This is a genomic window from Salipaludibacillus sp. CF4.18, assembly GCF_051262595.1.
GTDB lineage: Bacteria > Bacillota > Bacilli > Bacillales > Salisediminibacteriaceae > Salipaludibacillus > Salipaludibacillus neizhouensis.
Map to the genome: position 1 here is coordinate 1 of NZ_JBIMEV010000032.1, position 18,620 is coordinate 18,620.

17 protein-coding genes, 5 tRNA genes and 1 rRNA gene are annotated in these 18,620 nt (G+C 39.1%); 5 read left to right on the forward strand and 18 right to left on the reverse strand.

What is annotated here, in order from left to right; genetic code table 11:
* On the forward strand, positions 1–198 hold a 198-nt coding region (locus ACHABW_RS16970; protein ID WP_435756907.1), incomplete at its 5' end, for a hypothetical protein.
* Here ACHABW_RS16970 and glmM read toward each other — a convergent pair.
* The 11 genes from glmM to rrf form a co-directional block, all read right to left on the reverse strand.
* The gene (gene glmM, locus ACHABW_RS16975; protein ID WP_435756909.1) at positions 170–1,531 is read right to left on the reverse strand and encodes a phosphoglucosamine mutase; all 1,362 of its coding nucleotides are present in this window, start codon (positions 1,529–1,531) and stop codon (positions 170–172) included. The genes ACHABW_RS16970 and glmM overlap by 29 nt on opposite strands.
* Positions 1,532–1,593: 62 nt before the next feature.
* Complete coding sequence (locus ACHABW_RS16980; protein WP_435756911.1) at positions 1,594–3,057, reverse strand: CdaR family protein; 1,464 nt, start codon at positions 3,055–3,057, stop codon at positions 1,594–1,596.
* Entirely contained in the window at positions 3,050–3,877 is an 828-nt protein-coding gene (gene cdaA, locus ACHABW_RS16985) for a diadenylate cyclase CdaA (protein WP_435756913.1), read from the reverse strand. The genes ACHABW_RS16980 and cdaA overlap by 8 nt, the downstream gene beginning before the upstream one ends.
* A 200-nt stretch (positions 3,878–4,077) precedes the next feature.
* Entirely contained in the window at positions 4,078–4,731 is a 654-nt protein-coding gene (locus tag ACHABW_RS16990) for a zf-HC2 domain-containing protein (protein WP_435756915.1), read from the reverse strand.
* A 22-nt stretch (positions 4,732–4,753) separates the two neighbouring features.
* Positions 4,754–5,317 (reverse strand): RNA polymerase sigma factor SigW, encoded by a 564-nt coding sequence (gene sigW / locus ACHABW_RS16995; protein ID WP_435756917.1) that lies wholly within the window; start codon positions 5,315–5,317, stop codon positions 4,754–4,756.
* Positions 5,318–5,675: 358 nt separating this feature from the next.
* Positions 5,676–5,751, reverse strand: a tRNA-Lys gene (locus ACHABW_RS17000).
* 135 nt (positions 5,752–5,886) lie between these two features.
* Positions 5,887–5,961 (reverse strand) — tRNA-Gln (locus ACHABW_RS17005).
* A 136-nt stretch (positions 5,962–6,097) separates the two neighbouring features.
* Positions 6,098–6,172 (reverse strand) — tRNA-Glu (locus ACHABW_RS17010).
* Between the two features lie 276 nt (positions 6,173–6,448).
* A tRNA-Thr gene (locus ACHABW_RS17015) sits at positions 6,449–6,524 on the reverse strand.
* Between the two features lies 1 nt (position 6,525).
* Positions 6,526–6,600, reverse strand: a tRNA-Asn gene (locus tag ACHABW_RS17020).
* 102 nt (positions 6,601–6,702) lie between these two features.
* Positions 6,703–6,818, reverse strand: a 5S ribosomal RNA gene (gene rrf, locus ACHABW_RS17025).
* Positions 6,819–7,011: 193 nt separating this feature from the next.
* Between rrf and pdaB the strand changes: the two genes are divergently transcribed.
* A complete protein-coding gene (gene pdaB / locus ACHABW_RS17030; protein ID WP_435756919.1) occupies positions 7,012–7,773 on the forward strand; it encodes a polysaccharide deacetylase family sporulation protein PdaB in 762 nt (253 codons plus the stop codon).
* Between the two features lie 77 nt (positions 7,774–7,850).
* Here pdaB and ACHABW_RS17035 read toward each other — a convergent pair whose 3' ends face one another.
* Complete coding sequence (locus ACHABW_RS17035) at positions 7,851–8,486, reverse strand: KinB-signaling pathway activation protein (protein WP_435756922.1); 636 nt, start codon at positions 8,484–8,486, stop codon at positions 7,851–7,853.
* Between the two features lie 182 nt (positions 8,487–8,668).
* Here ACHABW_RS17035 and gerD point away from each other — a divergent pair, with 182 nt between their 5' ends.
* Positions 8,669–9,280: a spore germination lipoprotein GerD gene (gerD, locus tag ACHABW_RS17040; RefSeq protein ID WP_435756924.1), complete on the forward strand. Its 612-nt coding sequence runs from the start codon at positions 8,669–8,671 to the stop codon at positions 9,278–9,280.
* A gap of 204 nt (positions 9,281–9,484) precedes the next feature.
* Here gerD and ACHABW_RS17045 read toward each other — a convergent pair whose 3' ends face one another.
* From ACHABW_RS17045 to ACHABW_RS17055, 3 genes are all read right to left on the reverse strand, one after another.
* On the reverse strand, positions 9,485–10,531 hold the full coding sequence (locus ACHABW_RS17045; RefSeq protein ID WP_435756926.1) for a P-loop NTPase: 1,047 nt from the start codon (positions 10,529–10,531) through the stop codon (positions 9,485–9,487).
* Positions 10,532–10,677: 146 nt separating this feature from the next.
* On the reverse strand, positions 10,678–11,400 hold the full coding sequence (cwlD, locus tag ACHABW_RS17050) for an N-acetylmuramoyl-L-alanine amidase CwlD (RefSeq protein ID WP_435756928.1): 723 nt from the start codon (positions 11,398–11,400) through the stop codon (positions 10,678–10,680).
* Positions 11,401–11,658: 258 nt separating this feature from the next.
* Positions 11,659–12,096 carry a DUF2521 family protein gene (locus ACHABW_RS17055; protein ID WP_110937899.1) on the reverse strand — a complete coding sequence of 146 codons (438 nt, stop codon included), beginning with the start codon at positions 12,094–12,096 and terminating at the stop codon, positions 11,659–11,661.
* A gap of 294 nt (positions 12,097–12,390) precedes the next feature.
* Between ACHABW_RS17055 and ACHABW_RS17060 the strand changes: the two genes are divergently transcribed.
* Complete coding sequence (locus ACHABW_RS17060) at positions 12,391–13,707, forward strand: protoglobin domain-containing protein (RefSeq protein WP_435756931.1); 1,317 nt, start codon at positions 12,391–12,393, stop codon at positions 13,705–13,707.
* 141 nt (positions 13,708–13,848) lie between these two features.
* Here ACHABW_RS17060 and ACHABW_RS17065 read toward each other — a convergent pair whose 3' ends face one another.
* From ACHABW_RS17065 to ACHABW_RS17075, 3 genes are all read right to left on the reverse strand, one after another.
* Positions 13,849–14,643, reverse strand: a complete 795-nt coding sequence (locus ACHABW_RS17065) for an HAD family hydrolase (RefSeq protein WP_435756933.1) — start codon at positions 14,641–14,643, stop codon at positions 13,849–13,851.
* An 84-nt stretch (positions 14,644–14,727) separates the two neighbouring features.
* A complete protein-coding gene (locus tag ACHABW_RS17070) occupies positions 14,728–16,146 on the reverse strand; it encodes a cryptochrome/photolyase family protein (RefSeq protein WP_435756935.1) in 1,419 nt (472 codons plus the stop codon).
* Positions 16,147–16,520: 374 nt separating this feature from the next.
* A complete protein-coding gene (locus tag ACHABW_RS17075) occupies positions 16,521–16,976 on the reverse strand; it encodes a MarR family winged helix-turn-helix transcriptional regulator (protein WP_435756937.1) in 456 nt (151 codons plus the stop codon).
* A gap of 264 nt (positions 16,977–17,240) precedes the next feature.
* Here ACHABW_RS17075 and ACHABW_RS17080 point away from each other — a divergent pair, with 264 nt between their 5' ends.
* On the forward strand, positions 17,241–18,596 hold the full coding sequence (locus ACHABW_RS17080) for a C40 family peptidase (RefSeq protein ID WP_435756939.1): 1,356 nt from the start codon (positions 17,241–17,243) through the stop codon (positions 18,594–18,596).
* The last annotated feature ends 24 nt before the right edge of the window (positions 18,597–18,620 follow it).

The window sequence follows — 18,620 nt, forward strand, 5'->3', positions numbered from 1 at the left end:
CAGGGCGAACTACCCGAGGAGGCTGAAGTCGTTGCCCGCGGAAAGCGTCCACCTAGAGCGGATTCGAGCATATTTGTTCGACGAAAACAACAATCTTTAAAAAACCGATATTTTATAAATTCTTATCTGTTAAAAAAAGCTCATCCATATTTGGATGAGCTTTTACTTTCTATTCTAACGATCCTAACTCTCTTTTAATTACATCTACAATTGTTTGCACATGTTTATCGCAAAGCTCCTCGGTAGGCGCTTCTGCCATCACACGAACTAATGATTCTGTACCAGAAGGTCTAACTAGAATTCGTCCTTCCCCTTCTAATTCTCCTTCAATTGCAAGAATTTCAGCCGCAATCACATCGCTATTATGGAGAGCATTTTTATCTGCTACACGAACATTAACGAGCTTTTGCGGGTATTTCTTCATTTCTCCTGCAAGTTTTGATAACGGCATATTTGAAGCTTTCACGATTTGAACGAGCTGAAGCGCCGTTAAGAGACCATCCCCAGTTGTACTGTAATCAAGAAAGATTACGTGTCCGGATTGTTCCCCGCCTAAGTTAAACCCTCCATTACGCATTTCTTCCATTACATATCGATCTCCCACAGCAGTCTGTTTCGTTTCGATACCTTCCATTTCCAACGCTTTGTAGAAACCGAGGTTACTCATCACCGTTGTGACTGTTGTATCATGATTTAAACGACCTGTGTTCTTCATATACTTGGCGCATATGTACATAATTTGGTCCCCATCAACAATATCACCATTTTCATCCACAGCAATAAGTCGATCAGCATCTCCGTCAAAAGCAAGACCAATATCAGCGCCTTTTTCTTTGACTATTTTGACTAATTCTTCTGGATGGGTTGATCCGAAACCATCATTAATATTTATCCCGTTCGGAGAGGCTCCGATGACCGAAATTTTATCTGCATCTAAATCAGCAAATATATGATTTGCTAAAGGTGAAGCTGCCCCGTGTGCACAATCTAGTGCAATATGCATTCCGGAGAAGTCTCCAACAATCGTTTGTTTTAAGAATTGTAAGTATTTTTGACCACCTTCAAAGTAATCATTCACTGTTCCAATGTCAGCACCAACCGGTCGAGGTAGTTCATCTTCCATGTTGTCTTCTTTATTTAGCAGAGCTTCTATTTCTTCCTCTTGCCTGTCAACTAATTTAAAGCCATCTGATCCAAAGAACTTGATGCCATTATCTTCTACAGGATTGTGTGATGCAGAAATCATGACACCCGCGTCTGCACTTAATGCTTTTGTTAAATAAGCTACCCCTGGTGTAGAAATAACACCAAGACGCATAACTTCAGCACCAATGGAGAGTAATCCAGCTACAAGAGCCCCTTCTAACATATGTCCGGAAATTCTTGTATCGCGGCCAATTAAAATCTTTGGCTTTGTTGTTTCTTTCGTGAGGACATAGCCTCCGAATCTACCTAGTTTAAAAGCTAGTTCCGGAGTTAATTCTTTATTTGCTATCCCTCTTACTCCATCAGTTCCAAAAAACTTTCCCATTAACAATCGCTCCTAACATTCATCTTTTTCATCGATATATTCAAACCAAAAGCTCATAAAATTTAAGAACTACTAGAATCCGTTTCTTCCTCTGGTTCGGACTCAGTGATCTCCTCTTCTTCAATTCCATTCATTTCTATTTCCGTATTTATTTTGTTATCGGAATCATCACTTGGATCAGAATTGGTTCCAGTTCCAGTATCAGTATCAGTATTCTCATTTTCACTTCCGCTATCAATTGACTCATCGGTTTCCTCTTGCTCACCGGAAGGATTATTAACAGCTGTACTTCCATCAGAAAGGGTGAAAATAGCTGACGTTCCTGTTTGCTCAAACTTTAGATTTTGAGGTCCTATGAATTCCAGGCTAACATCATGCTCCCCTTCCTCCAGTCCTTCTACATCTAACGTTACTTGCAAATCTTCTCGCTCTAATCGGTTAAGTGCTTCTGAACTTCCACTAACGAGCAAATCTAGTGTTCCTTCTTCGGGATCAATAAAATCTATCGATTGTGCATCCCCTAAACCAGTGACATCAATCTCAAAATCGGTAAATTCTCTTTCCTGTTCAACAGTGACATCTACAGTTACCGTTATTGTTTCAGGATCGATACTTTCAATCCCCTCAGGCAGTGGAATATCCACTTCAAAAGAGTCTTCCCCAGCTGTTTCAATTTCACTGAGATCCAATGTCACACCATCAATAAAAGAAATTTTATTAATGACATCTACCGGTCCAAATACATTTACTACTTCCGGATCAGTAGTAATAGATTCAATAGCGACGCCATCCGGAAGTTCTCCTGTTCGATTAATTCTTACAGGTACTTCTTTATTTGGACTCGTAACAGGTACAACTACCTCTACCGCCGGTGGATCCGCGTTAACGTCTAGAACATTCCCGTCTTTGTCATAGAGAACTACTGGCACGGAATCCTCGAAATTAGTATTTCTACCGGCCATATCTACAATAGCCCTTGCAGAATCAATTTGTTCAAGTACCCCTTGTGCGGATGTTATATTGACAGTTGAAGGTTCAACTGTCGGAGTACCAATCGCATGACCGTCTTCAATATCCCCTTCATTTTCTAATTGCACATCTACCGGGAAAGAAACTGTCTGACGCTCTTGAATTGTTACCTCAACATACGCCGGATTAACGGAAACATCGACATTAGACGGGAACTCCCGATACTTCACTTGTTCATAGTGAGTCCCGGCCTCTTTACCTGTGAGATCAATATATAACTCTTGCTGGGGATGCGTAATCTCCGCCACTGTTAACACATTTTTTGGACCTTCAAGCGTAACTTGGACAGTTTCAGGTGCGTCCATTAATACATAATTTTCGTCATCATAATATACATTTAAATCTACTTCTTCTAAAATATTTGTGGAATCTGTTACCGTAGGCAGCCCCCCTGGCTGATTAGGCGTTCCGTCCATATTTACCATAAAAAACAGCATAACTGCGATAACGATAGAACTTAGTTTAATAAACCACCCTTTATTAAACAACTTATCCATTTTTCTTCCCTCCCCACTGCCAACGGGAGTTTGAGCCATTCGAGTCTTCCTTTAGCATTTCTTTTTCTAATAATTTGCGAAGTGCCTCTTCATCTAAACTTCGGTGGAGTTCTCCATTTTTTGTCACGGAAATTCCTCCAGTTTCTTCAGACACTGCTAAAGTGATGGCATCCGTCACTTCACTTACACCAAGTGCAGCACGGTGTCTTGTTCCCAATTCTTTTGAAATAAAAGGATTCTCCGACAAGGGCAAATAACATCCGGCAGCAACTATTTCGTTATTTTTCAAAATTACAGCCCCATCGTGAAGAGGTGTATTTGGAATAAACACGTTAATTAACAACTCTGAGGTAAGTTTTGCATTCATTTCAATGCCAGTCTCGACATAATCATTCATTCCAGTTTCTCTTTCTATAGAAATCAATGCCCCGATTCTACGCTTACCCATATAATTAGAAGCTTTAATAATGTGTTCAATTGTTTCCTGTATGTCTTCTTCTGCGGCTGTGGAAGTTGACTGAAACAAACGCCCACGACCAAGTTGTTCAAGCGCACGCCTTAACTCAGGTTGAAAAATTATTATAATGGCTAACAAACCGTATGTAACTGCCTGTTGCATAATCCATTGAAGTGTATTTAGTCCTAAGAAACCACTTAAAAACCACACAGCCAAAATGACCGTGATGCCTTTGACTAACTGAACAGCACGGGTACCGCGAATAACCATGATTAATTTATATATCACGAAAGCCACTAATGCAATATCTACCACAATTGCTAGTGCACTCAAAAAAGTAAAATCATTGAACACCTCAAACATAATCGTTCCTCCAAAGGTCACATTTCTTCCCATCGTTTATAGTATGTTTATTATAACATATTTTGTCCCATTATTACTCTACAACATACTTAGTATTATGTGAGATTGATCTATGCTTTTTTTCGAGTTCCTTCCGGTTTTTACCTAACAGATAAAAAGACATATGCCCAACTCTCCATATGCCTTTCTATTCTCTTTACCTAATCTTCCTTTTGATTTTCCGCGTTGTTTTCGTTATCTGAAAGATCAACAACATCGGAGAAAAATGACTTCATCTCATACCAAATTAATTCCATCGTCTGATTAATCTCTTTGATGTCTCCAGATACTTGATCCGTCGAAGCCATCACATGTTCACCATTGATGACTGTAATGTCCCCTAAAACCTCCCCGCTAATTTCAATATTGCCGTTTCGAATTAGTAAGTCTCCGGAAATACTCTCGCCTTCAGGAATGACAACAACATTTCGTTCTTTATCAACAATGAATTGACCGTCTCCCTGAACAACAATTTCTTCATCCTCTCCACTCAAAGCAGAAGCAACACTTACAATAAAAACGAAAAAGAAAGTTGCTGCAGTAATCATGAATGGATGTTTCTTGATCCAGAATTTCCATTTATTCGATTTAGACTGTTTCGGTAACTGCTTCATTACATTCGCCGATAAAGAACTGGGTGCTTCGATATGGGAAGTACTTTGAATAATAGCAACAGTTTTCCTTAATTCACGCAAGTGCTCATAACAATCGTCGCATGTTAATATATGGTTCTCAAATTGCTTTTTTTCAAGCAATGTCAATTCTTCATCTAAATATTTATGAATAAAAGCTTGATTCTCTTTTGAGCAAGCCATAAGCTGTATCCCCTTTCCACGACTATGAGTCTCTCAGTCGCTTTCGCAACGCTTCTCTGCCACGATGAATACGTGTTTTAACCGTTGCTACTGGAAGATTTAATATTTCACTAATCTCTTTCAACGATAAGTCCTGCAGATACTTAAGAATAATTGCAGATCTGTATTTCGGAGGAAGTTGCATTACTTCCTGCTGAATCCATTCTTGCATTTCCAACTGCACCACCTGGTCCTCTGGTAATTCTTCGTCTGCAGAGATTTGTGTGTAATACGTAAGATCCTCTGTTCCAGCTACCTGGTCTTCCAGATGAAAGTCCGGCTTTTTCTTTCGAATACGATCAATCGCTAAATTCGTCGCAATACGAAACAGCCATGTGGAGAACTTTCGATTCATATCGTAGGAATCGATATTTGTGTATGCTCTTAGAAATGCCTCTTGAGAAACATCTTGTGCTTCATGGACATTTCCAAGCATGCGATATGCAATATGGTACACTTTGTCCTTATATAAATCCATCAATTCCGCAAATGCCTGTTGATTACCTTTTTTCACTTCTAATATAATCTTTCTTACAATAATGTCCATGCTGCTACCCTCCGCTTCACTGCGGTTACCTTCTATACGCATACCACCAATGAAAGGTTTCATTTCATATACAATTTTAATTTTAACATTATTTAGGAGGATAAACGTAGCTTAAATGAAAAAGAGTCCAAATTTACACATATTTGATATTTTTTGTTGAAAAAAGTCACTAGATCTTTGATTTTCTGCAAGACAATATGGATAGACACCTGTTCGTCTGTGAGATTGTACATAGCATTTAGATTTAAAATTCACCTAATAAAAAAAACCTCCATCATATCAATTTGGAGGTAATTAGTTAGTAAATGTATGTATGCTGTCGTAATTATTGGTCTTTTTATTGTATATATGAAAGTTTTGGTGAGCCATGAAGGACTCGAACCTTCGACCCTCTGATTAAAAGTCAGATGCTCTACCAGCTGAGCTAATGGCTCTCTACGTGTGTGATTGTCAATAAGCGGTGAATCTTCTTCGTCAACTGCTTTCGTTCACTCCTCATGTACTTATGTACACGCCGGCTCTTTCTTTCTTCAATTTCTTCTATATATAGGTCCTGTTAATTTAAAATATGGCAGGGCTAGCAGGATTCGAACCTGCGGGTCACGGAATCAAAATCCGATGCCTTACCGCTTGGCTATAGCCCTATCTTTAGTAATTACTTTCTTGAATGTAGCAAAAAGTTATTAGGTGAAGCTCTAATAATTACGATACCCTTCTCCCAAAAAAATTATTCCCTATGTAGAAAAAACTCTTCGACAATTATGCAATTCAAAAAAAATTTGGTGACCCGTACGGGATTCGAACCCGTGATACCGCCGTGAAAGGGCGGTGTCTTAACCGCTTGACCAACGGGCCATCTAGTTTGATTGAATATGCCATTCGATCTATGAATTAATAAATTGTTGTACATAACAACGTATTGCCAAAATTGATAATATCAAACTTTGAGTAACTGTGCAACTATTATTTTACAAAAACTTATTTTTTTCGACATCTTTATTAGTTTTCCTCGTCCGTAGTGAGAATTCCCCTCACGATACACAGATACAAAAAAAACATGTATCCTAATTATTCAGGAAACATGGTTTATAGTTTTTTATGTAATTAAGACTTCTTCTACTATGGTACTCGTGGAGCTTCCTAGCGGGCTTGAACCGCTGACCTCAGCCTTACCATGGCTGCGCTCTACCAGCTGAGCTAAGGAAGCATGGCTCCACAGGTAGGATTCGAACCTACGACCGATCGGTTAACAGCCGATAGCTCTACCACTGAGCTACTGTGGAATAATGGATGATTCTCAATAAGCAGCGAATCTCTTCGTCACTTTGAGTCACCTATACTATTATGTACACACATATACTTTTATATACATAAAAATAAATCGAGCTTAGCGACGTCCTACTTTCACAGGGGGAAACCCCCAACTATCATCGGCGCTGGAGAGCTTAACTTCCGTGTTCGGCATGGGAACGGGTGTGACCTCTCCGCGATCGTCACTAAACTCTGTTCGCTAATGAAAGACTCCTCATTAGTGAGACAATTGCTATCTTACTATTTATAAGAAAAAATTGCAAGGGCTTTAACTAAATTTCCGATAATATTTTTTACTTAGAACTTTATTAACCACAATTAACATAAATGCCTGTCCAGTGAATACATATGGAATAAAGGATGGACAAGGGGGAGAGAGCATAATGAATTTTATTTGGATTTGGAATGTTAAAACGGTGAAAAGATATATGATTATTGGTTTAGCGGCCTTTTTTACAGCGGGAATTTTATATGTGGAAGCGCCGTTTCTTCCTGTTTTTTCGCCAGACGACGATCCTGTCGCTATTCACCGCGTGGAAGCCGAAAGACCAGAGTTAGCACTCACGTTTGATATTAGCTGGGGTGAAGAACAATTAAGCCCTATACTTGAAACTTTGGAAGAAGAAGGGGTCGAGTATGCCACCTTTTTCGTGTCAGCGGCTTGGGCAGAACGTCATCCCGATTTACTTCAATCTATTGTAGAATCAGGCTATGAAATCGGAAGTCACGGGTATAGACACGAGCATTACACGCGTTGGGAAGATGATCAAATAAAGAACGATATTCAACATGCTCATCAGGTCCTCTCCGAATTAACAGAAACAGTACCACAATACTTGCGGCCTCCTAACGGAAGTTTTGATCAACGAGTCTTGGATGTAGCCGCTTCCTTGAATTATGACGTCATTCATTGGAGTGTCCATTCCCATGACTGGGAGAACCCGGGTGTTGATGCTATCGTTGAAAATGTGACCACCGACGTTAATAACGGAGATATTATACTCATGCACGCATCCGATTCTGCAGAACAGACTTCTGAAGCCTTACCAATTGCTTTAAGAAAATTAAAGGATGATGGATTTTCCTTTGTTTCTATTTCTCAACTCGTAACAGGCGTTAAAGTTGATACTGAAGAGATTAAGTAATCCATCGGTTTTTCTAGTTAGGAGGAAAAATAGCAAAGAAGCTCCGCTCCCATATAATTGGGTGCGGAGCTTTCACTTTAATTTATTACAGGTCGTTCCTTCTTCTTTACCCCAGGCTGTTTACCGTTCGGTTGATCGTGAAGGCGATGCAACACTAGAATTTGCCATGTGTTTGCAGCTAAAAGAGACACAATTGCGGTTAACAAAAACCCGTAATCATTCTCCCTAAGTGCAGGTATCCACTCAATCGTAGTTACAACCACCATGAAAAATACAGTCGATACAAACGCAGATCGATCCGTTTCCTTACTTTTTACCCAAGCTATAAGAAGCCCGTATGCTAACAGCAAGAGCGGCATAATAATGTAACCAGTCAAAGACACATCCTCTGCTGCAAAAAAGTAATGTCTAAAAAACATTAAATCAAATAAAGCGAATGCAATAATTACAATTTGAACTTTATTCCATAGTTGATAAGACTTAAAAATCCCTAATCCAAACCTGTGAATCGTTAAATAAGCAAAGAAACCCATTTGTGCAATGACTGCCCATATAGCTGCGGTAACTGCCAACATAAAAAGACCACCGAAGGCAAAGCTGGTAATATCATCTAAATGTGTTTGCCAATCTAAAATCAAGCCGAAAATAAAACCAGCGACTGTCCCGATTAAAAATGTTGTATAAAATAAATAAACGACTTTTCTAGAATTCACTTCTTTTCCTCCTACTACATATACATACTGTCTTATTGTATCAAAAGAGGTATTTATCACGCCAGTTTTTTACTGTATGGTTAAAAACTTTCTCGGTTTACACATCAGTATTGTATAAAAACATCGATAAAATCTCATATTATAACAAGAAGAATCGCAAGAAAAGAGAGGAGATTCAGTCGATGAAACGCCTTTATATTAATAAAACGATACTGTTTATATTTTCCACCCTTTGTCTTTCTTTTTTCATAGTTGGCTGCGCCGATAACACTGGTCAAGAACCCCAGGATTATGAAAAAACAAAGGAAATGATGGTTGACATGCTTCAGACTGAGGAAGGAAAGAAGGCTGTACGAGAAATTCTTCAGGATGAAAAAGTGAAAGAAGAATTAGTGATGGAACAAGAATTTATTAAAGATACTATCCAAAAAACACTTGCATCTGAAGAAGGGAAAAAATATTGGAAAGAAGTGATGAAAGATCCGGAGTTTTCCAAAACATTCGCAACCAGTATGCAAGAAGAAAACGAAAAGTTGTTAAAGGATCTCATGAAAGATCCAGAGTATCAAAAAATGATGGCGGAAATCCTTAAAGACCCTGCACTTGAAAAAAATTATGTAGAACTGATGAAAAGCGCGGATTATCGAAAAGAAGTCATGAATGTCGTCACAGAAGCCATGGAAAGTCCTTTCTTTGTCGCCCGAGTAAACGAACTTTTGACTGAAATAGCTAAAAAGGAGTTACAGAGCAGTGAAGGTGGTGGCGGTGAGTCCAAAAAAGAAGGTGGCGGTTAAAATAACTTCTTTCCAAACCCTTGATTTTTAAAAGCCCGTAATAGCACGGTCTTGCGGGAAAAACAATAGCTGCAAAGACCCCATAAGACGAGCCCCTCCGCTTGAAAGGAAATAACAATTTCTTTCTAAAAAAAGGTATGTCACAGGTTATTTACCTTATGACATACCTTTTTTACAATAAAAGACGCTTTGCGTTTTTCTTATTTACTTTCCGATTTTAGAGATAACTTTTTGCGCCATTTCAGTGTAAATTTTTCCGATCGGGTGGTCGGCGCCATAAACAGATGGTGCAAAATCCTCTTCATCAATCACTGGCTGTCCCAAAGGAATTTGGGCAAGTACTTCTGATCGCAGCTCTTCTGCAAGCTTAGGTCCTCCACCTTTTCCAAAGACATATTCTTTCTCTCCAGTTGTTTTACTTTCAAAGTAAGCCATATTCTCAACGATACCGAGAATTTCATGGTCTGTTTTGATTGCCATCGCCCCAGCTCTCGCTGCAACAAATGCGGCTGTAGCGTGAGGGGTTGTGACAACAATTTCTTTTGATTGTGGCAACATGGAGTGAATGTCCAATGCAACATCTCCTGTACCTGGTGGCAAGTCAAGAATTAAGTAGTCTAAATCATCCCACTCGACTTCATTAAAGAAGTTGTTTAACATTTTACCAAGCATTGGACCTCGCCAAATAATCGGGGAATTATCTTCCACAAAAAAGCCCATGGAAATAACCTGAACACCAAAACGCGACACAGGATAAATGCGCTCTCCTACAACCTTCGGACGCTCTTCAATGCCCATCATATCCGGAACACTAAAACCATAAATGTCCGCATCGATAATACCAACCTTTTTCCCTTCACGTGCTAGTGACGTCGCAAGGTTCACAGAAACGGTGGACTTACCCACGCCCCCCTTACCACTAGTGATTGCAATAAATGTAGTATCACTGTTTAATAAAGATTTTTCTTCCTCTTCTTCAGCTGCTCCACCATGCTTTTGAATGACTTCGTCCGATAATTTCTCAAAACGCAGCCCAACAGATTCCGCTCCCGCTTCTTTTACTTTGTTCACAATGTCCAGTTGAAGAGCCATTTGCTCTGCTGTTCCTGGTTCTGCAATGGCTAATTTCAGACTGACTAATTTGTCCTTAATTTTCATTTCTTTTACAGACCCTAATTCAATCAACGTCTTATTTAAATGCGGATCTTGAACCGTCTCTAACGCTTTCAGGACTTGCTCTTCTGTTAACATAGGGCGCACCATCCTTTTATATATGATCAAGTATGTATTCGTTCACACTTCGTGTACAATTATAACATATATAGCCAGTCGTTTTCTCGAAACGAATCCCTTGGCATAGTATGAACGAGGATGTGTGAACACATACAGTCTCAGGTTTACTCCTCTGCCCCTTCAGGGAGTCGTTCGTTCCCTGCATAGCGAAGAACACCTTCATAGATAGAAGCAGCTACTTTTTGCTGATATTTTTCCGTACTTAGCTCCTCAGCTTCATTAGGATTTGATAAAAAACCTATCTCCACTAAAGTGCCCGGAATTTCCGCGTGTTGAAGAAGATATACATTGTGAATTGGCTTCGCTTTTCTAGTTGTATTTTCTAAATTACGTACCATTTCCTGCTGAACGTGTTTTGCCAAGATATCACTGTTTTCAATAGCCCGATTATAAAATGATTGAGCACCTCGCCATTGCGAAGCACCAATCGCATTAAGGTGTATACTAAGATAAAAGTCGGCATTGGACGTATTAATCATTCTTACCCGTTCTTTTAGGTCCTCTACTTTTCTGGAGCGAACTTTAGCGGTATCTACCTGTGCTAAATCACGGTCCTCTTCCCGGGTTAAAATCACAAATGCCCCTGCCTCCTGAAGGTAATCCCGGAGTTTCAATACCAATTCTAGACTTATATCCTTTTCAAGCAATCCACTTGCTGAGGTTGCGCCTCCATCGATTCCACCATGACCTGCATCTAAAATTATAATTTTCCCTGAAAGTGGCAAGCTCCAGCTCATGGAGTCCTCTGTTTTTAAAAAGAATGGTCCGATTGCTAAAAGTATCGCAAATATACCAGCTATCAAAATAATACCAATCTTACTTTTCATAAAGTCCGTCCCTCCCCACATGTAATATATATATGGGACAAGGGTAAAAATATGAGTGTGTTTTTTAAGAAAAACGCAAAGCGTCTTTTATTAAATACAGCGTGATCTTTCGCCACCCCCGAGTAGCACCTGCTTAGTGCGTGTAGGTGCTACTCGAAAGAAGGACACGTGTGGCGTAAAGATAGCTGTCAACTTATACATTCTTATCTCTTTAAAAAGGGGTGTCCCTAAAGATTTAGACACCCCCCTCTTTTCTAATTAATGTAATCGCATGGAGTATTTCTTCTTCCCTTCAGTGAATCCTTGACGCCACCATTCATGGATATAACCTGTAGACACTTCTTTATAAAGAGATTCCTGTGCATCATCTAATTTTAACCATGCTGTGAATTGAGCAACTGTCTGATCAATGACTGCTTGAATTTCTTCTCTGCATCGTTGCATCGCCGAAAATTCTGATTCCCCATAGTGACCAAATCGAGCATATTCCGCTCCTAATAAATAAGCATCAATTCCCATATCAAGGCATAAATCGGATAAATATAACCTTGAGACTGTCTCTTCCACTTCATGAGCGAAAAACCGTCTTTGGACATCTTTTTTCATATCAGTAATGGAAAGCGAGCGTAACATCCCGCGTTGGTACTTCCACTGCTTTTCTTTCCGCCGCTCTCCTAGTGTAAATATGACATTCATTGTTATCGCTTCCCCTTTGAATTTCGCCTTAATTCCTTCTTATTGTTCATTTATTAGCGATTTTCATAAGGGCAAATATATCCCATTCAAGGAACATGATTTCTTTCAGGTAAGATTAATAAACCGTATAATAAATTTGTGTAAAATTATAATTTGTCACTTCACCTTTTAGCATATATCTTTCTTAACGGGAAATAATATTAATATGTATAAATTCCCCTTGCACACTCTTTCTATCCATGGTATTAGTTATATAGAACTATAGAACTATCATAACCATGGGGGGGAATTTTTATGTTTGGAATAGAAAGAGGCACAAGAAAAACGGAGTCAGTCATTTCGAAAAAATTAGCAGAGGTTAATGTCACACCAATAGACGTGGGAGATCACAGTGATCTAAAGAAACAAATACTTATGAACAATTTTGAAGATCAAGATATAAAGATATTAAAGATATTAAAGATATTAAAAGACGAATTAATCTCACCTAATATTGAGTTTTTAGTATCAACTTTTTACGATAACATTGCTCATTCACCGATATTGTTGGAAATAATTAATGATCACAGCTCCATAGAAAGATTAAAAAAGACACTCATTATCCACCTCGTTGAAATGTTTAATGGTGTTATTGATGAAACGTTTATTGCGAAACGGTTCACAATCGCCCATACACACGTTCGAATCGGCTTGGAACAAAAATGGTATATGTGTGCTTATCAAGGTCTTCAACTAGAGATATTTAATCTGATTCATAATCACTACAAACATGCCGAAGATGTAGCTTTATGCGTTCAGGCAGTTTCGAAAATAATAGGTTTGGAACAGCAAATTGTTTTAGAAGCATTTGATAAAGAAAATGACCGCATTCGAGAAAGCCAAGAAAAGCTTAAGCAGCAAATTCAAACGGTAGTTATGTCTACTTCTGAAGAACTTAGTGCTATTTCTGAAGAGACGAGTGCCACAGTTGATGAAGTGAATCAACAGGTTGCGGACATTGTTAAAAAGTCGCAAGACGGAACCCAATTTGCTGTGGATTCTGAAGCCAAAGCGATCGAAGGCAAACAGGAATTGGATGAACTAAAAGGATTGATGATTCAAGTCACTGATTCTGTTGATAAAATGGGAATAAATATGAAGTCACTTGTTAGTATCTTCAAGGAAGTGCAAGGAATTGTTCAAATCGTTCAGGGCATTGCTGATGAAACGAATTTGCTTGCATTAAATGCAGCAATCGAGGCTGCCAGATCCGGTGAACATGGAAAAGGATTTGCCGTTGTAGCTGACGAGGTTCGGAAATTATCCGAGCAAACGAAAGAGTCCGTTGAAAAAGTCCGTAACTTACTTAACCAAACGAACAAAGAAGTAGAAGGAAACTCTTCTCTCATTACGGAAGTTACGCAGTCGATTGACTCCAATAATAAAACGGTCGGTAATCTGGAAATTTCATTTTCAGAAATTGTTGCTAAAATGAGTGAAACTCGCAATTTTAATGAAATTATTGAAAAAGAATTGAATCAATTTTCTACTTCCGTCCGTGAAATTGCAGAAGCTTCTAATCAAGTCGCCCACTCAGCAGATGATTTAGTCAATCATGTAAAGAGTATGTAGGTGCTGCTGAAACACTCTTTGTTGTTTTTTGTAGGGACCGGGACGCCTCTTCCATGGCTTCGTCTTCCGCAGAAAAGCCCTCTCCTGTCTAATCACGGACGAGGGCTTCTTCTATGATGTTAACTTAAATATAGAGCAGAACTACTCCACCAATCCCAATGTCTTTAATCCGTTAAAAATACCGGAATTCGTGACGTCGGTAGTTTTATGCTTCGCGTATGGGAAAAGCTCTGGTTGCGCATTACCCATTGCAAAACTATCACCAACTAAAGAAAGCATTTCTTTGTCATTCATTCCATCCCCAAAGGCAATCGCCTGTTCTTTCTCTAAACCGAGAACATCTAAAACCTTTTGAACGGCAAATCCCTTGTTGACCTTGTCACGAATAACATCATATGCATGTTCTTTGAAACCCTCCACATTGATTGGTGATAAGGAAAGGTCACCAGCTTCTTCATAAAGGACTACCTCCTCTTTACCAATGTTCATTAGCGATATGCCTAAAATCTCATCGCTGTATTTTTCATGATAGGCTTCTGTACTTTTCAAATGAAAGTGTTTAGCGAAATCCTTTATTGATCCAGTTTTCTCTGAAGACAATAAGTTTTTTCCATTCGTGTACAATACCGCCTCATGCTGTTTCCCTTTCATAATTTGAAAGAAGCTTTCTACGATTTCCGCATCCATCGGCTCAATTAATATGTCTTTCCCTTGATGGATAGCATACGCACCATTGTAGCCTATGAAAGACTCCACGTTTAATTCTTCTCCAATTTCCATAATCTCGTGGAGTGGGCGCCCTGTTGCCAGAAAAACTTCTATTCCTCTTTTTTTAACTTGCCTCACTGCTTCTTTTGTAGATTCTTCAATTCGGTCATCGGGGGTTAATATCGTTCCATCAATATCTAAAAATAAAATTTGTTGGTTAGTCATCATGAACTCCTTTGCGTCTCTTGGAAATTTTATCATTAGTATAGCATGATATCGGCCAATTTCTTAAAAGGACCATTCAACTAAACACTAGATCCTTTTAAACTTAGCAATCACTTTCTTACGTTGTAGTCCATGATCAACAGTTGGTTCAGGGTAACTTTCACTTTTCGTTTCTTCTTTTAAATCTTCCGTCATTTTCGCCGGTTCGTGAATAAATTGATCGGGAACATTCGCGAGCTCGGCTACGTATTTATGGATAAAACTTCCGTCTGGATCAAATCTTTTTCCTTGTGTTGTCGGATTAAACACACGAAAGTAAGGAACAGCATCGGTACCAACTGAAGCTGCCCATTGCCAGCCTCCAATATTCGATGACGCATCGTAATCAATCAATTTTTCTTGAAAATATCGCTCCCCTAACCGCCAGTCCAGCATGTAATCTTTCGTTAAAAAAGAAGCAGTGACCATCCTTAATCGATTGTGCATCCAGCCTAGTTCATTGAGTTGTCGCATCCCTGCATCAACAATAGGAAATCCCGTCTTGCCTTTTTTCCACATGTCGAGTCTTTCTTCATTTGTTTCCCATTCCATGGATTGATACTTTTCCGTAAGTTCTTTATTCTTCGATTCAGGGAAATGAGCATGAATCATATAGTAAAAGTCCCGCCATGCCAGTTCCTGAATAAATGTTTCTGCTCCCGCTCCTCCTGTTTCCAGGCGAGTCACAGCAGTTCGATATACAAGCCGTGGGGAAAGTACTCCGGTCTTCAAAAAGGGCGAGAGGCGACTTGTCCCCGCCGTTTTCGGAAAGTCACGGTTTTCTTTATAATAGTTGAGCCGAGTGTCCGCAAAGCTCTCAACCCGTTCAAGAGCGGCTTCTTCTCCAATTGCCTGCCAATCATGAAGACACCTTGATAGAATACTTTTCTCGAAATTGTTTTCTCCTTCGTGATCGATCGAATCAGTCATTTGATAATAACTCCTCAAAGCGTCCTTATCTAATTTGTAAGAAGTAGGTTTTTCTTGTCTGCCCCATGCTCTGAAATATGGAGTGAATACTTTATATAGCGTGCCATCCTTTTTTTTGACTTCTTGTGGTCCATGAATATGGGCATCCTCATAGGAAAATAATTCAACCCCGTTATCTTCCATCCACGATTCTGCTTGTTTGTCTCTACTGTGAGCATCTCCTGCCTCATCTCGGTTATAAAACACTGCTTTAAGATCCGGAAAAGCTTGTCTAAGTTGATGGAGTGCTTCTTCTAATTTCCCGTATATGATATGTAAATGAATACCTCGTTCTACACACCTCTTTCGAAAGTCCTCCAAGGTACGAAAAAAGTAATCATGGTGTAAATCAATCGATGACGTAAAAATTGGATCAAGATGAAAAAAAGCAATCCATTTCCCATCATCGTGTTTTGCTGTTTCTATCGCATGGTAAAGAGCCGTATTGTCTTCAAATCGAAAGTCACTTCGAAACCATACTGCATACGTTTTCGCCATATATCACACCTCCTTCTTATCTTATACCCGATATTTAAAGGGGAATACCTCGTTGTATCAATATTTTCTCTCATATTAATTCGCTTTCGCTATTATAATTTGAACTTAAACAATCGTTTAGCTTCTATGTTTAATCAATTGTTTAAAAAAGCTGTTTCACTATGAAAATAAAAGGGCAATCTATAATAAAAAACTAAAAAGAGCCCATCGAATTTCGATTGGCTCTGACTCCATATGGATTTCCGACGGAGGCAATTTGTACAGGATCTGTATAATTGATTCTTCCATATTAGAAAGCTAAAATAGGCGAAATTTCCCTTTAATTTATATATTGCTAAGTCATTTATTCCGTATTCGAGATATATGTTAAAAGACTATTTTTTTAGCGCATGATAACCTAATTTTTTAAGCTGGTGAATCAAAAACTCTTTTTCATTAGAGTCTAATCCGCCACATATTTCGTAAATAGCTTCCCTATGTTTGGGAAAGATCTCATTCATTAATTCGGTTCCTTCTGCAGTTATCCCTGCGTGAGTCACACGGCGGTCCGTTGGGCAAGACTTTCTTTCCAAATAATTCTTTTTCTCTAATTTATCCACGACATACGTAATACTGCTGCTCGCAATCAAAACCTTTTCGCCTATTTTCTGAATCGGTTGATCGCCTTTACTATAAATTAACTCCAATACCGCAAATTCAGTTGGGTTAAGTCCATAGCTTTTTATGTCTTCTTCAGCCCGTCTTTCAATCGATTTTAATGCCCGGGATAACACAACAAATAACTTTAGCGATACATCCTCTTCTTTTTGCTTGTTTGTCTGTGGCTCCATCAATACCAATCCTTTGTTTAAAGTCTCGAATTCGAGATAATTATATAATACTTCTTTTGTTGATGTCAATAATATTCACTGTAACGTTTATAGGTCTGCATCTACTCTATCAAAATACCCGTTTTATAACAGGGATACTTATACATGTTGTCTCCTCCTAGTATAGGTCTTTTATACAGGAAATTAACCCGTTCATTTTTGTTTTTGCATTAATAACAAACCCTTGATAGACTACGAGAAGAGTAAACTAAAGAGGTGTTTTAAATGGCTTCTAATAGAAAAAAACAAAATCAACACCCGATAACTATGTTATTTACATCTGCCCTTTTTATTGTCTTGATCATTATGTTTCGTCCATGGGAGTTCATCGGGACAGATGAATCAAGTCAGTCTTTGGATAATGGGTCAGGAACCGTGTTTACGGGAAAAGAGTATGGTGATCTTGAGCCTGATATCGAGGCCATCCTCTCTGAAGCTCTTAGCCTTGAAAACACTCCTTTTCTTACAGATGGGACTAATCCTGATGAAGGGTTTAATTCTTCTGGATTTGTACAGTATGTCTATCAAGAGTCTACCGGAATCAGATTACCACGTATCGCCGGGCACCAATTTGATTTAGGTGAAAGTATTTCCTTGGACGAGTTATATCCTGGAGATATGGTTTTTTTCCAAGCAAATACGCTGATGAGTGGTATTTACCTAGGTCATGGTGAATTTATGACAGTTTCGGAAACTAATGGAGTAGAAACGTTAAGTCTTGAAGGCAGTAACTTCTGGGCTGATAATTATATAGGTGCAAAACGTCTCACAGAAGAAGAAGCCGAATCACTGCATCCGAGCACCTATGAAGATCATGAACATCCTGCGGTGGAACATGCCATGCAGTATTTGGATACCCCCTATGTTTTTGGCGGCAATACCTTGGACGGTTTCGATTGTTCCTTTTTAATTCAACAGGTGTTCCGGGAAAGTTCTGATGTATATTTGCCTCGAGTGACCGTTGACCAGCATAAACTAGGTAAGGAAATTGATCTTGAAAACATACAGCCTGGGGATGTGTTATTTTTTTCAGCTATTGACCTTGAAGAGGAAAACCGTGGAAATGGAGAAGTTACCCACGCAGGAATCTATGTTGGAAATGATTTTATGATTCACGCAAGCCGAACCGAAGCGATGACGCAGATTTCTTACATCAACGAGTATTGGTCGGATGCCTTTACTAGCGTGCAGCGTTACGATGAGCTTTCTCTTCATGACGAAGAGCCTGTCGTCCAAGAAGCTGCGCGTCATCTCACTACACCATTTAAATCAGGTGGTTCATCCCCTGAAGAAGGCTTTAATACATCCGGTTTCGTCAGCTATGTGTATCAGGAAAGCTTAGGAATTCAGCTTCCAAATACCGCCAATGATCAGTGGAACAGCGGGACAGAAATTGAACGTGATGAACTTCAACCTGGCGATGTTCTCTTTTTCGATGGTTCCGGCAGCTACCTCTCCGCAATTTATATTGGCCATGACCAATTTATGATTGCCAGTGAATCCTCAGGCGTAACAACCCGCCACCTTGAACATAGTGAATTTTTCTCTGATATTTATGCAGGAGCAAGGCGGTATGAATAAAAAAAGGGATGCCTCACTAGGTTT